Source organism: Candidatus Synechococcus calcipolaris G9 (genome assembly GCF_029582805.1).
GTDB lineage: Bacteria > Cyanobacteriota > Cyanobacteriia > Thermosynechococcales > Thermosynechococcaceae > Synechococcus_F > Synechococcus_F calcipolaris.
In genome coordinates this window covers 305738-320507 of sequence record NZ_JAKKUT010000008.1, presented here as the reverse complement: position 1 = coordinate 320507, position 14770 = coordinate 305738, and the positions used below count along the sequence as shown (strand labels likewise).

The following is a 14770-nucleotide window of genomic DNA, read 5'->3' as shown; positions in this document are numbered from 1 at the left end:
TGATATTAAAACGTAAATGAGGCTAGTCCGGTATGACCACTGAACCTTTATGGACGGCCAATTTATCAAAAAGGGTACCACTGGCTTTATTTAAGCCAATCACCTCTACGTCGGCCCCATTTCGTCGGAATTTACTCACGGCTTTATCCACCACTTCCACTGCCCCTTGATCCCAAAGATGGGCCTGGGATAAATCAATCGTGACTTGATCCACCAGTTCCCGAAAATCAAAGGACTCCAGAAACTCCTCTTTGGATAAAAAGAAAATCTGTCCGGCAACTTTATAGGTGCGGTGGTTGCCATCTTCGCTTAAAACCTTATCCACAACGACTAGGAGGGCAATCTTTTGGGAAAAGAATACCGTACTCATGACAATACCGGTGGCAACGCCTAGGGCAAAATTGCGGGTAAAAATCGTCACAAACATCGTGGTTAGCATCACCACCACCTCGGTGCGGGGAACCCGGCGCAAATTTCGAATGGATGACCAGCGAAATGTGCCAATCGACACCATGATCATTACGGCAACTAGGGCCGCCATCGGCATTTGTCTGACCCAATCTTTTAGCACCAAAATGGCAAAGAGTAAAAACACACCGGAAGCAAGGGTCGAAAGCCGTCCCCGTCCCCCGGATTGCACGTTAATGACCGATTGACCAATCATGCCGCAGCCCGCCATTCCCCCAAAGAAAGCGGTGACAATATTGGCAATCCCTTGGCCTTTGGCTTCTTGATTTTTATCACTGGGACTATCGGTTAATTCATCCACTAGAGCGGCGGTTAAAAAGGATGCCAACAAGCCAACAATCGCCAAGGTGAGGGAGTAGGGCAAAATAATTTTCAGGGTCGTTAAATTGAGGGGGACTTGGGGCAGGGAAAAGAGGGGTAAACTACCGGGCAACTCCCCCATGTCTCCCACGGTCGGAACCTCTAATTTTAAGGCGATCGCCGCAATAGTCATGACGGCCAGGGCCACCAGAGGTGAGGGAACCGCTTTCGTGAAACGGGGCAAAATGTAGATGATCACCAGGGAAAGAATCGTGAGTACATAAACCGCTGGTGGCACATTGATCAATTGGGGCAATTGGGCTAGGAAAATCAACACTGCCAAGGCATTGATATAGCCAATCATGACGGCTCGAGGCACATACTTCATTTGACGACCCAGCTTTAGTAGGCCAAAGATCACCTGAAGGATTCCGGTCAAAAACGTTGCTGCTAAAAGATATTCCAGCCCATGATCTTTGACCAGATCAATCATCAACAGAGCCATGGCCCCAGTGGCAGCGGAAATAGAACCCGGTCGCCCCCCCAGAAAGGCGGTCATCACCGCAATAATAAATGAGGCATACAGTCCCACCTTTGGGTCAACCCCGGCAATGATCGAAAAGGCGATCGCCTCGGGAATTAGGGCCAGTCCAACGACGGCCCCTGCCAAAAGATCCGCCTTAACATTGGAGAACCATTCCCGTTTTAAGGTTTTAATATTCAATTTGACTCCATAAATATACGTAGTCCACGAACAATCCCTTACCCATCAGGCCTGGGAATCAACGGGAAAGCAAGTTTCAGTATTTGTCTGTAGAGCACCCAGGTAATCAGGGTGGACAGATTTGCAGAAAAGATTGAGGTGGAAGGGGGGCTGTAGAGATAAACATGAGGCTATTGGCAATGGATCGACAATGGTTGACAAAGATTTTTAAGGCAAGAAAATCTTATCATATAATTTATCCCTTTATTCATTACTGTATGGCCTCTGTCCCCAGCACCGCAGTCTGGGTAAAGGATAAATGTATTTTCGACGTTCTCTGAGAATAAAATGACTCTGATATAAAATGGAATGCTGACCTAGTGTTAGGCTAAACTTAGTTCAGGATAAGGGGTTATTGATTTGTTAAGTTCAATAAGCTAATGAAATTCCCTAAAAATATTAAAAGTAGCCATTTAGCCTAGGTTCTCTGTCGGTAATAGGATTCGGTAATGGGATGTTGTAATGAAGTTTGGAACCCACTCTACATTCATTATTGCTGAGGCTGGAGTTAATCATAATGGCGATCGCCAGTTAGCTAAGGAACTGATTGATATTGCGGCAGATGCGGGGGCTGACGCGGTTAAATTTCAAACCTTTCAGGCAGAGCAATTAGTCAGTCGTTATGCCCCAAAGGCAGACTACCAAATTCAAACCACGGATCGTCAAGAAAGTCAGCTAGAGATGATTCGCCAATTAGAACTGAGCATCGGAGATCATCAAGACCTCATTGATCATGCTCAGATGCGTGGAATCCAGTTTCTCTCGACCCCCTTCGATGGGCCTAGCCTACACCTGCTTACCCAGACCTTTGGTTTGAAGACCGTTAAAATAGCCTCTGGAGAAATTACGAATGCGCCCTTTTTACTGGAAATTGCCCGTGCCGCCGAAACTATTATTCTCTCAACGGGCATGAGTACCTTAGCTGAGGTGGAAGCTGCCCTGGGTGTTTTAGCCTTTGGGTTTATTGCAGAGAAAACACAGTTGCCACGGCGGGGCGATTTTGACCAGGCCTTTGCTTCGGATGTGGGACAAACGGCACTGGGCGATCGCGTTACCCTTTTGCATTGCACTACTGAATACCCGGCTCCCTTTGCGGAAGTAAACCTATGTGCGATGGATACTCTCGCCTCAGCCTTTCGATTACCCGTAGGTTACTCTGATCACACCCAAGGAATCCATATTGCCCTTGCGGCCATTGCCCGAGGAGCTAAAATAATAGAAAAGCATTTTACAAGCGATCGCCGTCTACCGGGCCCCGATCACCAAGCCTCCCTTGAACCAGACGAACTCAAACAAATGGTGCAACAAATCCGTGATATTGAGCAATGCTTGGGGGATGGGGTGAAATCTCCTCAGCCATCGGAATGGAAAAATCGTGACATTGCCCGTAAAAGTATTGTTGCCAGCCAGTCTATCCAAAAGGGGGGGGACTTTACCCCTGAAAATCTTACCTGTAAACGTCCCGGTCATGGGCGATCGCCTTTTTTGTACTGGCAAACTGTAGGGAAGATTGCTCCCGAAGATTTTGAAATTGATCAGGTTCTCGATGGCTAAATCTCTCTACCTTTTAGGGGCTGGTGGCCACGGCCGCGTTCTCCTAGATGCCCTACAAGCCAGCGGCGTTCAAGTTACGGGTATTTTAGATCCAGGGTTAGAGGTGGGGCAGAGGATTTATGATATTCCTGTTTTGGGGGGCGATCGCGTTTTGGAGTCAATTGATCCGGCCACCTGTCATCTAGTTAATGGCATTGGCGCAAATCCCTCAATCGCGTCTCGCCGCCAACTATTCATCAAGTGGAGCAGCCAGGGATATACCTTTAGTTCTGTGATTCACCCCACAGCAATCATTTCAAAGCAAACGAACATCGCTGAGTCCTGCCAAATTATGGCGGGGGCGATCGTGCAAGCGGGAGTCACCCTTGGCCAAGATGTTGTTGTTAATACCCGTGCTAGTGTAGATCACGATTGTGTCGTTGCCGATCACTGTTTTATATCACCAGGGGCTATTCTCTGTGGCAATATCACCTTAGAACAATCAACCTTTATCGGGGCCGGAGCCGTCACTTTGCCAGGATTACATATTGGTGCAAACTCAATTATTGGTGCTGGTACAGTTGTTCCCAAAACTATTCCTAGACATTGGATTGTTGCTGGCAGCCCAGCCCAAAAAGTTGGGGTGAATACCCAACATGACTAATATAATTAACTGGAAAAAAGCACTTTTACCTAAAGATGCTACAATTCACGAGGCTATTTGTAATCTGAATGAATCAACCTTGCAAATCGTGATGGTGATCAATTCAGAGCAACAGTTGATTGGCACAATTACCGATGGGGACATTCGCCGGGGTCTATTACGCGGAATTAGCTTAAATAGCTCAATTGAACCGATTATTCATCAACATCCCTTTGTTGTCCCGCCTCAAATGCCCCGCGATCGTGTCCTAGATCTGATGCAAACTAATTTAATTCATTCCTTACCCATTGTGGATGAACAGCGACGGGTGATTGGTCTACATTCACTAGATCGTCTACTCACTCTACCCCAACGCCCTAATCTTATGATCATTATGGCGGGTGGAAAAGGAACACGGCTCCGGCCCCACACTGAAAACTGCCCCAAGCCACTTTTACCTGTACAAGGTAAACCCATGCTAGAGCATATTATTGAGCGTGCTAAAAGGGAGGGTTTCAAGCATTTTATTTTAGCTGTTCATTACTTGGCTCACATGATTGAAGACTACTTTGGCAATGGTGAACAATGGCACGTAAAAATTGATTATCTCCGTGAGAAATCTCCCCTGGGAACGGCTGGGGCAATTAGTCTTTTGTCCACACGACCCAATCAACCTTTTTTGGTGAGCAATGGGGATATACTAACAGACGTTCATTATGGACAAATGCTTGACTTTCATCTACGGTACGGAGCTACGGCAACTATGGCTGTACAATTACATGAATGGCAAAATCCATTTGGCGTTGTTCATACGGAAGGCATAAATATTAGGCGATTTGAGGAAAAACCGGTAATTCGTAGCAATATCAATGCTGGAATCTATGTACTTAGTCCCAAAGCTTTAGATGTTTTAGAGGTCAATGAGTACTGTGATATGCCAATGCTTTTTAATCGCGTAAAGGAACAGGGAGGAAGTACCATTGTTTATCCCATTCATGAATCTTGGTTAGATATTGGAAACATAAAAGAACTCGAGCGAATTCAATATAAACCAGAATAGTTTTTTATATGAAAGTTTTGATTATTGGCTACGGTTCGATTGGCCAACGCCATGCTCGTTTATTAACTGAATTAGGGTGTCAAGTTGGTGTATTCAGCCGTCGCTCAATTAATTATTTTCCATCTTTTCAAAACATAACCCAAGCTTTAATTGATTGGCAACCTAATTATGTGGTTGTAGCTAGTCGTACAAGTGAGCATTTTAATGATATTAAAAGTCTAGTTGCTAATGATTTTCGTGGCGTAGTTATGGTAGAAAAACCATTGTTTGACAAGTGTTTGGAAATTCCTTTTAATAACTTCAATCAGGATATAGTCGGTTATAATCTAAGATTTCATCCTTTATTACAAAAATTGAAACAAATCCTAGATGATAAGTTAGATAAAAGTGAGGTATTAATGGTTCATATTTATGTTGGATCATACCTTCCAAACTGGCGCACAAATAGGGATTATCGAGTAAGCTACTCTGCTCAACGTTCACAGGGTGGAGGTGTCCTTAGAGATCTTAGTCATGAGCTAGATTATGTATTTTGGTTGTTTGGAGCTTGGCGACGGCTAACAGCTATTGGTGGAAAATTTAGTTCTCTTGAAATTGATAGTGAAGATGGATATTCCATATTAATGGAAACAGAGTCTTGTCCAATGATCTCTATTCATCTTAACTATCTTGATAAGATACCACGCCGAGAAATATCTATCAATATGAATAATAAAAGTATATACATTGATTTATTAAATAATATAATTAGTATCAATGGTAAAGAAAAAAAATTATTATTTATGCAAAAAGATATGACGTATCGGGCACAACATCAAGCTATAGTCTCAAACAAAAATAATGTATTATGTGATTTCAAACAAGCGGTTGAAACCTTGAAAACAATAGAAGCATCTGAAAAAGCATCAAAGTTCTGTGTTTGGATAAAACAATGACACAACGAATTTGTACAATTTGCGCTCGTGCAGGCTCTAAAGGAGTTAAAAATAAAAATATTCGTGATTTACATGGAAAGCCTTTGATTGCTTATACTGTAGAGCAGGCAATAAAATCTCAATTATTTGAATTAATTGCTGTCAGTAGTGATTCAAAAAAGATACTGGATATAGCTCAAAGTTATGGTGTAAATATTCTTGTAGATCGACCTTCTAATCTTGCTACTGATTCATCATCCAAGTTAAATGCAATTCGTCATTGTGTAGAAACAGTTGAGTATCTAAGTAAACAAAAAACAGATATAGTTGTTGATTTAGACGTGACATCACCATTGCGTTTGCCAGAAGATATTAAAGGTGCTGTTAATCTACTTGAAGCTAAGAATATAGGTAATGTTATTACAGGTAGTCCAGCAAGAAGATCTCCTTACTTCAATTTAGTTGAATTAGGACATAATAACGTTGTTCGTTTAGTCAAGTCACTTAATAAGCCAATAATCCGCCGTCAAGACTCACCTGCGTGTTTTGATATGAATGCTTCAGTTTACGTTTGGAGGCGTGATATTTTATTTAATTACCCTACAATATTTAATATAGATACTCAAATTTTTGTAATGCCAGAAGAGCGATCTATAGATATTGATACTGAGTTGGACTTTGAAATTGTTGAATTTCTTATAAGAAGACGTGTTGGCGTATGAATGAAATATCTTATCTTAAATCGTTTGATTTAACAGATCGAGTTGCAGTCGTAACAGGTGGTGTAGGTATATTAGGGCAACACTTTTGTGCCGGTCTAGCAGAAGCAGGCGCTAAAGTAGCAGTTATTGATATTCAAGAATTGAAAGCACAAGAGTTGGCAATGAATCTTAAGGAAAGATATGAAGTTGAATCAACTGGAATAGCTTGTGATGTATCAGATCCCCATTCTGTTACTGAAATGGTTAGCCGCGTCATCTCTAAGTTTGGAGAAATTAACATTCTGCATAATAATGCAGCAGGAAAGTCTAATAATTTAGATGCCTTTTTTGCCTCATTCGAGGAATATAGTCTTAAGCAGTGGCGTGAAATCATGTCGGTTAATTTAGACGGAATGTTCCTTGTCGCCCAAGCTGTTGGAAAGCAGATGGTTACGCAAGGGAAGGGAGGTAGTATAATTCAGACAGCATCTATCTATGGTGTTATTGCTCCTGACCAGCGAATTTATGAAAAATCATTATATATGGGACGAGAAATAAATACGCCTGCTGTCTATAGTGTGTCTAAAGCAGGAGTAATTGGCCTGACTAAGTATTTGGCAACCTACTGGGCAAGGGAAGGAATTCGAGTGAATAGTTTATCTCCAGGGGGGGTTGAAAGTGGACAAAATAATGAATTTAAACTTCGTTACTCTCATCGCGTTCCATTAAATAGAATGGCTCAAGCATCAGAGATGGTTGGTGCTTTACTATATTTAGCTTCAGATGCCTCAAGTTATCTTACTGGTCAGAATATTATTGTGGATGGTGGTTTAAATATTTGGTAGTTCTTCCAAAGGATAAGAAATGTCAATAATGAATAAAATAAAAATCGATGTATTCTGGTGTTTAGATTGTTTAATTATATTAACATACTTGCGCTTTTTCTGTCGCAGACAATATTTTGTTTATCCTAATTACTTGTCCGTAGGTAATGAAAATTCTGAAATTATTTACTACTTTTTTTAGCCTCATAAAAAATCATTTCATTGTCAATCATTCAACACTATACCGTGCCAAAAAACTATGAATATTATTCCCTATCCTGCTAATATTGATCTAGATGACTATTGCAAGGATAATCTAGATCTAAAAGCTTTTTATGGATTACCTCAAGAGGTAAAATTTTGTCGTAGTTGTGTTATATCCAATCAACGTCCTAATTCTGCTGTTGAATATCAACATACCCAAAAAACAAAAAAAGCAACCATCAACTTCGATGAGAATGGTATTTGTGATGCCTGTAATTATACAAAAAGAAAGAAAAATGATATTGACTGGGGCGATCGAGATCTTCAACTGAAAGAATTATGCGATAAATACCGTAAAAATGACGGGAGCTATGATTGCCTTGTTCCTGGCTCTGGCGGAAAAGATAGTTTTTATGCAGCTCATGTATTGAAATATAAATATGGGATGCATCCCCTGACCGTTACCTGGTCTCCCCATATTTATACTGAGTGGGGATGGAAAAACCTCCAAGCGTGGATTCATGCTGGCTTTGATAACTACTTAATGACACCCAATGGGCGCGTTCATCGGCTACTCTCTCGATTATCTACCGAGCTACTCTTTCACCCCTTTCAAGCCTTTATGTTTGGGCAAAAATCATTGGCTCCTAAAATGGCTTTATTGTTCAACATTCCATTGGTTTTTTACGGTGAAAATGAAGCAGAGTATGGTAATCCAATTAGTGATACAGATAATGCTCAGCGAGATTGGGCATATTTTTCAGTAACAGATCAATCTAAAATTTTTCTTGGCGGGGTATCCATTAGTGACTTAAAGGAAAAATTTGGTTTAACAGACAATGACCTACAGCCTTACTTGCCAGCAGATCCAAATCAATTACTTGACAAGAAAATTGAAGTTCATTATTTAGGATATTACTTAAAATGGCATCCTCAAAGCTGTTACTACTATGCCGTTGAAAATGGTGGATTTCAAGCTTCACCTGAACGAACGCCAGGTACATACAGTAAATATAATAGTATTGACGATCGTATTGATGATTTTCATTACTATACAACGGGAATCAAATTTGGCATTGGACGAGCAACCTATGATGCAGCTCAAGAAATTCGATCCGGTGATATTGATCGTGATGAAGGTATTGCCCTTGTTAAACGATTTGATCATGAATTTCCTGAGCGATTTGCTGATGAAATTTTTCGCTATTTAAGCTTGCCTGAAGCAGAGTTTCCTTATGCAAGTCAAATGTTTGAGCAGCCAATCATGGATCGTAAATATTTTCAGTTTTTGACTGATACCTTTCGATCTCCACATCTATGGTATTTCGATAATCAACAATGGAAATTAAGACACGCTGTGTGGCATTAAGTTTAACAACAAAGAGATGAGAAACATTCGTTTAATTCCTCGCTTAGATATTAAGGGAACTAACCTAATCAAAGGGGTTCACCTTGAGGGATTGCGAGTGATCGGTTTACCAGGAGATTACGCCCAACGCTACTATCAACAAGGTGCTGACGAATTAATTTATATGGATTGCGTAGCAAGTCTCTATGGACGCAATAACCTTAGCCATATTATTGAAAATGCCGCCAAGGATATTTTCATTCCGATTACTGTTGGCGGGGGTATAAGATCTGTAGAAGATGCTAACCATTTATTAAGGTCTGGTGCTGATAAAGTTGCAGTTAATACGGCTGCCGTGGCTAACCCAAGTCTCATTACTGAGATTGCCCACCGCTTTGGTAGTCAGTGTATGGTGCTTTCAATTGAAGCAAAGCAAATGTCTCCAGATTATTGGGAAGTTTATACAGATAATGGGCGTGAACGCACTGGTTTAGATGTCATTGATTGGGTTAAACAGGGTGTTACCTTGGGTGCAGGTGAAATCCTGTTAACTTCTGTAGATCGAGAAGGAACCCGCAAAGGATTTGATATTAGCTTAGTTAGGGCGATCACGCAAATTGTGACTATTCCAGTCATTGCCAGTGGTGGTATGGGTAAACCTGAAGATATGATCGATGTTGTTCAACATGGTGATGCTGATGCGGTAGCTATGGCTGATATTCTTCACTACGATCGCTCAACCCTAGCAGAAATACGAAATATAGCTAAGTTAGCAGGAATCGATGTTCGCCATCTATGAGTACTGTTGCAGTCATTGACTATGGTATAGGTAATTTGCTCAGCGTCCAGCGAGGCTTAGAGTACTGTGGTGCAAATGTAGAAGTTACATCCAATCCGAAACATATTTTATCGGCGGCAAGAGTAGTTTTACCTGGAGTGGGCGCTTTTGGTAATGCCATGGCAGAACTACAACGCAGGCATTTAGTGGAGGTTGTTCACGAAGTTGTCAATGCAGGCATACCATTCCTGGGAATTTGCTTGGGAATGCAACTTCTTTTGAGTGAAAGTGAGGAATTTGGTTTGACCCAGGGACTTAATCTCATACCTGGACGAGTAATTCCAGTCCCTAAGAAATCAACTGCTGGTATTCCTCAGAAAATTCCCCATATTGGCTGGAGTAATTTAGTGCTTGCAAAAAGTAGATCAAACTGGAACGATACAATACTTAGTACGATCTCCTTAGTAAGCTCTGTGTATTTTGTCCACTCATTTATGGCTGTCACAGAAAATAAAGCGCATCGAATTGCAGATTGCATTTATGGAGGCATTTCCATTCCTGCTGTAGTTGCCCGGGATAATATTTATGGATGTCAGTTTCATCCTGAGAAAAGTGGTGAGATTGGATTAAAAATACTACAGCAATTTATTGCACTATGAAAATTTTAGCAGTAATCCCTGCACGGGGAGGTTCTAAGCGATTACCTAGGAAAAATATTCGTATTTTAGGAGATAAATCTCTCATTACTTTGGAGTATAGATATTTCAAAAGAAATTACGGAAATTTGTGATATTTTAGTGTCCACAGATGATCCAGAAATTGCAGCAATCGCAAGAAGTGCAGAAGCTATGGTTCCCTGGTTAAGACCACATGAACTAGCATCTGATACTGCCTCAATTGTTGATGTTTGTTTGCACACATTAAGTTGGTATGTTCTTGCAAAGGGTAGTGTTGACGGTTTGCTATTGTTACAACCAACCTCACCTTTTAGAAGCAAGGAAACGATTAAAAAAGGTATCCATTTATTTGAAAAATATAAATATCGAACTATTCTAGGAGTATCTCCAGCAAAATCTCATCCAATGTGGTGTTTTCAAATTAAAGACGATAAAATGGAACCATTTATTACTGGAGGCCTTAAATTAAGATCACAAGATTTGCCAAAAGCCTATACAATCAATGGATCTTTTTATCTAATTACACCTCATAACCTACAAAAATATAAGAGTTTTTTTAATAATGATCCTGTTCCTTTAGAAATAAACTCTTTCGATGAATCAATTGATATTGATAATTCTTGGGACTGGAAAATAGCTGAGTATATACTGAGTTGTAAGCATCTCGCAAGCCCTGAAGGTTAATTCGGCCCAGATTGCCCCAGTCCGTGCAAACTGACTTTGAATTTATTAAAATCGGGTTGTTATCCTGGAGAAACAGTTGGGTAAGGGTTCCCGTGGATGAAAATTTCACAATGATTACTGTAATTTTATAGACTCATTGGGTGTATGATGTCATTTGAAAATCAACCAGTATTGGTCACTGGAGCAACCTCAGGTATTGGTCGGGCGATCGCCGTGGCCTTTGGTCAAGTGGGGGCAAAAGTTGGAGTTCTAGGACGAGATGCGACGCGGGCCAATCAAGTCGTTACTGAAATTCAAGCCGCCGGGGGTGAGGCCATCCCATTGTTGGCCGATGTCCAGGATGCTTGCCAGACCGAGACCGCGATTAACCAATTTGCTCAGGAGGCAGGGGGCTTGGTAGCCGCAGTGAATGCAGCGGGGCTAGATCTCGAGCAGAGCCTGGTGGACTACAGTTTGGCCGAGTTTGATGCGGTCTTTGGTACCAATGTGCGGGGCCTGTTTGTCTGTATGCAGGCAGAAATTCGGGCAATGCGACCCCAAAAAACCGGAGCAATTCTCAATCTTACCTCCATTGCAGCCCGTCATGAAGTACCCCATAATGCCCTCTACAACGCCAGTAAGGCTGCTGTTTCGATGTTGACCCGTTGTGCAGCCCTAGAGGAGGGGCCCCAGGGGATCCGGGTAAATGAATTGGCTCCAGGCCCGGTCGATACGCCAATGTTACGGGGTTTTTTGGCCAAGGCCGGCGCGGATGGGATCACAGCAGGTGAAGCACTTTTAGCTCAGGTCAGTCCCCTTGGTCGAATTGGCACCCCAGAGGAGTTAGCCCAGGCCGCTGTTTTTTTATGCTCTCCCGAAGCGGCTTATATCACTGGGGCTTGTCTGACGGTGGATGGGGGCTTTTCCCTGGGGGTGCGTTTGAGCTAGGGATTGAACGGGGATTTATAACTAGTAGGGTATAATAACCAGTCATTTATTTAATACTATCAAAGTAAGTTTTGGGGTTGTCTAATGGCGATCGCCGTTGGTATGGTTCAAGTTTTAGGGTATCCAGCGGCCCTACAGGTGGCTGATGTTATGGTCAAAGCAGCCCAAGTCAGGGTGGTTAGCTGTGAAGGGATTGGCGATGGCTATTGGTCGGTGGTGATCCGCGGATCGGTTTCTGATGTACAGGTTGCGGTCAAGGCAGGGCGATCGGCCCTAGGAGAGGTTCCCGGCCATAGTGTAATTTCTCAACAGGTGATTGCCCAACCGGGCAATGAACTAGAAGAGATTCTGCCGATTTGCCGCCCCCACCCAGCCATGGATGATTTTTTACTCTGATAATCAACTGGAGGAATGGGAATGGGCCTAGTTCCGCGTCATGAATTATTTTTGCAGAATCAGTATTCCCAGTTGTTAACGGCTCAGTTGTTTTTGATACTGTTACCCACCCTATTTCCACAGCGAAAACTCGCTCTAACTGTGGCAATTCTCATGCTGACGGTTGTTGTCGTCTTAATTGTCAGGACATTTCGCATTCGTCACACGAAATTTTTAGTCTATTGTGGTCTGATATTTGGGGTTGGATTGATTCAGATTTTTACTGTTTTTATGGGGATTCTTCAACCATACCATCAAGTGATTATTGTTATGGCTAATTTAGTTTACCTCACGTTCGTAGCAATCTCTATTTATTTGACAATGAATAGTATTTTTCGTCAAGAGTTAGTTACCTCTGATTCTATTCGAGGTGGAATTTGTGTCTATTTTCTTTTAGGTTACTTCTTTTACTTTGCCTACCGTATTGTTTATACGATCTATCCAGAGAGTTTTAAGTTTCCTCATGACTACGCTGATCTGCTTGATTTAATCTATTTTAGTTTTGTATCCCTAACAACAATTGGCTATGGTGATATTACACCTACCATTCCCATCACCATGTCCCTAGCGATTATCGAAGGGTTGTTTGGCCAGATGTATCCAGCTGTTGTCATTGCCCAATTGGTTAGCCAATATATAAATTCTTCTTCGCGATCGTCCTAGACTTTGATAATCCAAGGTAGTCTTAGAGTATTTATTTGCCCACTTCAATCAGGTTCAGTCCATGGCGGATCCATCCCCACCAGAAACCATTATTAGTTCTATGGACTCCTCCTTGGATGGCCCCCCTGCCGCTGAGGAATTATTCCCCGGACTGCGGTTATTGATTGCCGATGGCGATCCGGTCTTTCGTCTCGGCTTAGAGGTGGGCTTAAATCAGGTAAAAACGACGGATGGCCAGATCCTAACAGTGGTGGTGGGAGTTGCTGATGGAAATAGTGTGGTTCAGTTTTTGCGGACTGCACCTCTTGGGGGCGATCGCCCTGGGGTAGATATTGCCGTGATCGATGCCCAGTTAACGGTGAATCATGAGGCGACACCCTGGTTGATGCAATGGTTGAAACAGTACTATCCCCAAATCCGCATCTTGCTTTTAGTGGGGCCAGGGGGGCGATCACTCCTGGAATTAGCCACAACCCTAGGAATCGAAGGGGTTTATCCCAAGGGGACTGCCCTCGAAGAATTAATTGCGGGGCTACAGGCTATTCATGACGGGGAGCAGGTGTGGCTCCTGCCCATTCCCCAACCCACGGTGCGGCAGCGCTATCCCAATCCAATCACCCGCTGGCAATACCAGTTTATTCAGTCCGGCTTAGAGGATATGGACACCTGGTTAACGGCCCTGAATCGTTACTTAAGTCAGGAGCAACTCCATCCCTGGCAACGGCTCGTCTGCGAAGGCCGACAACGGGAAATTTTAGTGGCTCGTTGGTTGGTCGGTCAATTTTTGCCCCCCTCTCGCCAACCGACCCAGACCCTGAAAACACCGTCCCCACCCTCTCCTTTGGTATCGAATCAAACCATTCCCGCCCTAATCGATCGCTGCCTCAGTCGTAGTCAGAGTGATCTGTTGAATTTAACGGGATCGGTTCTTGAGATTGATATTTTAACGGCAGAAAAGCGGCGGGAACTGGTCTATACGGTGCTGCGGGAATGGGAAGGAATTTTACGGGCCTTGCAAATTACTCCCCCCAGCCGTGAATTTTTAAACCAACGTCGCGATCGCCTTCTACTGGATCTATGGGAACAAAGTACCCGCGCATTTTTTGGCCCCTATACCCTGATTAAAGATGGGCAAACGGAGATCACCCCCATACTCTTGGTGGAAGCTCCCTTGGTACAGCGAGGTTTACTAGAGCCGATCCCCCTAGTGCCGGAGTTATTCGCCCATTTGCTCCTACAAACACCCCTGCATATTGATCAAAAACGCTACGCCTACGGCAGTCCAGAAACAGTACCCATTTTGGATGCCCTCGTGGATCATCTGATTTTGGGGGTCAGTAATGGGGTGATCCAGCCCCTCTTAAATCGCTTGAGCCATCTGGAAGAAATTCAGTCCAACTTTTTCGATCGCCGGATGCTTTCAAGTCGCGAAATTGAACGTTTTCGGAATGCCCTATCTTGGAAATATCGCTGGTTTCATTTGATTGGCGAACCCCAGGATATTTTTGAAAGTCGCATGGCTCTGATTTACCTGAGCGATCGCGGCATTGAGAAAAAATACGTTGCCTTACCCCGCACGCAAGAGCTACAAGCCCTAGAAGGAATGCGGCTGTTGGTAACTCTTGCCCTGGAAACCCGAGATGCCCTGTCCCCCCCAGTGCGATCGGCCATTGCTTGGGTCGGTCAAGGAATGGTCTATATTTTGACCCATGTGATTGGCCGGGGTATTGGTTTGATTGGCCGAGGCATTGCCCAGGGGGTAGGTCAATCCTTTCAAGGCTCCTTAGGCTCATCAACCCCATCCAAAAAACGGCGATCGCAAACCTAGTTTGCATTTTTATTTTTAGG

16 protein-coding genes are annotated in these 14770 nt (G+C 43.0%); 15 read left to right on the top strand and 1 reads right to left on the bottom strand.

The features are described from left to right. Window positions 1-22: 22 nt before the first annotated feature. Entirely contained in the window at window positions 23-1492 is a 1470-nt protein-coding gene (locus L3556_RS15845) for a SulP family inorganic anion transporter (protein WP_277868304.1), read from the bottom strand. 501 nt (window positions 1493-1993) lie between these two features. Between L3556_RS15845 and neuB the strand changes: the two genes are divergently transcribed. From neuB to L3556_RS15775, 15 genes are all read left to right on the top strand, one after another. Beyond that, a complete protein-coding gene (gene neuB / locus L3556_RS15840; protein WP_277868303.1) occupies window positions 1994-3085 on the top strand; it encodes an N-acetylneuraminate synthase in 1092 nt (363 codons plus the stop codon). After that, a complete protein-coding gene (locus L3556_RS15835; RefSeq protein ID WP_277868302.1) occupies window positions 3078-3728 on the top strand; it encodes an acetyltransferase in 651 nt (216 codons plus the stop codon). Before neuB ends, L3556_RS15835 begins: the two co-directional genes overlap by 8 nt. Then, a complete protein-coding gene (locus L3556_RS15830; protein WP_277868301.1) occupies window positions 3721-4767 on the top strand; it encodes a nucleotidyltransferase family protein in 1047 nt (348 codons plus the stop codon). Before L3556_RS15835 ends, L3556_RS15830 begins: the two co-directional genes overlap by 8 nt. A gap of 8 nt (window positions 4768-4775) precedes the next feature. Further along, on the top strand, window positions 4776-5702 hold the full coding sequence (locus L3556_RS15825; protein WP_277868300.1) for a Gfo/Idh/MocA family protein: 927 nt from the start codon (window positions 4776-4778) through the stop codon (window positions 5700-5702). Then, on the top strand, window positions 5699-6403 hold the full coding sequence (locus tag L3556_RS15820; RefSeq protein ID WP_277868299.1) for an acylneuraminate cytidylyltransferase family protein: 705 nt from the start codon (window positions 5699-5701) through the stop codon (window positions 6401-6403). The genes L3556_RS15825 and L3556_RS15820 overlap by 4 nt, the downstream gene beginning before the upstream one ends. Next, window positions 6400-7227 carry an SDR family oxidoreductase gene (locus L3556_RS15815; protein ID WP_277868298.1) on the top strand — a complete coding sequence of 276 codons (828 nt, stop codon included), beginning with the start codon at window positions 6400-6402 and terminating at the stop codon, window positions 7225-7227. Before L3556_RS15820 ends, L3556_RS15815 begins: the two co-directional genes overlap by 4 nt. A gap of 238 nt (window positions 7228-7465) precedes the next feature. Further along, window positions 7466-8779, top strand: a complete 1314-nt coding sequence (locus L3556_RS15810; RefSeq protein WP_277868297.1) for an N-acetyl sugar amidotransferase — start codon at window positions 7466-7468, stop codon at window positions 8777-8779. Between the two features lie 16 nt (window positions 8780-8795). Next, window positions 8796-9557 (top strand): imidazole glycerol phosphate synthase subunit HisF, encoded by a 762-nt coding sequence (hisF, locus tag L3556_RS15805; protein WP_277868296.1) that lies wholly within the window; start codon window positions 8796-8798, stop codon window positions 9555-9557. After that, a complete protein-coding gene (gene hisH, locus L3556_RS15800; RefSeq protein WP_277868295.1) occupies window positions 9554-10195 on the top strand; it encodes an imidazole glycerol phosphate synthase subunit HisH in 642 nt (213 codons plus the stop codon). The genes hisF and hisH overlap by 4 nt, the downstream gene beginning before the upstream one ends. After that, window positions 10192-10326, top strand: coding sequence for a cytidylyltransferase domain-containing protein (locus L3556_RS16390; protein ID WP_422110797.1), 135 nt, complete (start codon window positions 10192-10194; stop codon window positions 10324-10326). Before hisH ends, L3556_RS16390 begins: the two co-directional genes overlap by 4 nt. A gap of 7 nt (window positions 10327-10333) precedes the next feature. Then, window positions 10334-10897 (top strand): acylneuraminate cytidylyltransferase family protein, encoded by a 564-nt coding sequence (locus L3556_RS15795; protein WP_277868294.1) that lies wholly within the window; start codon window positions 10334-10336, stop codon window positions 10895-10897. Window positions 10898-11041: 144 nt separating this feature from the next. Further along, the gene (locus tag L3556_RS15790; RefSeq protein ID WP_277868293.1) at window positions 11042-11824 is read left to right on the top strand and encodes an SDR family NAD(P)-dependent oxidoreductase; all 783 of its coding nucleotides are present in this window, start codon (window positions 11042-11044) and stop codon (window positions 11822-11824) included. Between the two features lie 84 nt (window positions 11825-11908). Then, window positions 11909-12220 carry a BMC domain-containing protein gene (locus L3556_RS15785; protein WP_277868292.1) on the top strand — a complete coding sequence of 104 codons (312 nt, stop codon included), beginning with the start codon at window positions 11909-11911 and terminating at the stop codon, window positions 12218-12220. A gap of 21 nt (window positions 12221-12241) precedes the next feature. After that, entirely contained in the window at window positions 12242-12922 is a 681-nt protein-coding gene (locus L3556_RS15780) for a potassium channel family protein (protein ID WP_277868291.1), read from the top strand. A 61-nt stretch (window positions 12923-12983) separates the two neighbouring features. After that, window positions 12984-14750, top strand: coding sequence for a DUF3685 domain-containing protein (locus L3556_RS15775; protein ID WP_277868290.1), 1767 nt, complete (start codon window positions 12984-12986; stop codon window positions 14748-14750). The last annotated feature ends 20 nt before the right edge of the window (window positions 14751-14770 follow it).

Bases quoted from the DNA above. Each gene is read 5' to 3' on its own strand.
- L3556_RS15790 (WP_277868293.1), top strand. From the start codon at position 11,042: ATGATGTCATTTGAAAATCAACCAGTATTGGTCACTGGAGCAACCTCA.
- L3556_RS15815 (WP_277868298.1), top strand. From the start codon at position 6,400: ATGAATGAAATATCTTATCTTAAATCGTTTGATTTAACAGATCGAGTT.
- L3556_RS15830 (WP_277868301.1), top strand. From the start codon at position 3,721: ATGACTAATATAATTAACTGGAAAAAAGCACTTTTACCTAAAGATGCT.
- hisF (WP_277868296.1), top strand. From the start codon at position 8,796: ATGAGAAACATTCGTTTAATTCCTCGCTTAGATATTAAGGGAACTAAC.
- L3556_RS15820 (WP_277868299.1), top strand. From the start codon at position 5,699: ATGACACAACGAATTTGTACAATTTGCGCTCGTGCAGGCTCTAAAGGA.
- L3556_RS16390 (WP_422110797.1), top strand. From the start codon at position 10,192: ATGAAAATTTTAGCAGTAATCCCTGCACGGGGAGGTTCTAAGCGATTA.
- L3556_RS15775 (WP_277868290.1), top strand. From the start codon at position 12,984: ATGGCGGATCCATCCCCACCAGAAACCATTATTAGTTCTATGGACTCC.
- L3556_RS15835 (WP_277868302.1), top strand. From the start codon at position 3,078: ATGGCTAAATCTCTCTACCTTTTAGGGGCTGGTGGCCACGGCCGCGTT.
- L3556_RS15785 (WP_277868292.1), top strand. From the start codon at position 11,909: ATGGCGATCGCCGTTGGTATGGTTCAAGTTTTAGGGTATCCAGCGGCC.
- L3556_RS15780 (WP_277868291.1), top strand. From the start codon at position 12,242: ATGGGCCTAGTTCCGCGTCATGAATTATTTTTGCAGAATCAGTATTCC.
- neuB (WP_277868303.1), top strand. From the start codon at position 1,994: ATGAAGTTTGGAACCCACTCTACATTCATTATTGCTGAGGCTGGAGTT.
- hisH (WP_277868295.1), top strand. From the start codon at position 9,554: ATGAGTACTGTTGCAGTCATTGACTATGGTATAGGTAATTTGCTCAGC.
- L3556_RS15825 (WP_277868300.1), top strand. From the start codon at position 4,776: ATGAAAGTTTTGATTATTGGCTACGGTTCGATTGGCCAACGCCATGCT.
- L3556_RS15810 (WP_277868297.1), top strand. From the start codon at position 7,466: ATGAATATTATTCCCTATCCTGCTAATATTGATCTAGATGACTATTGC.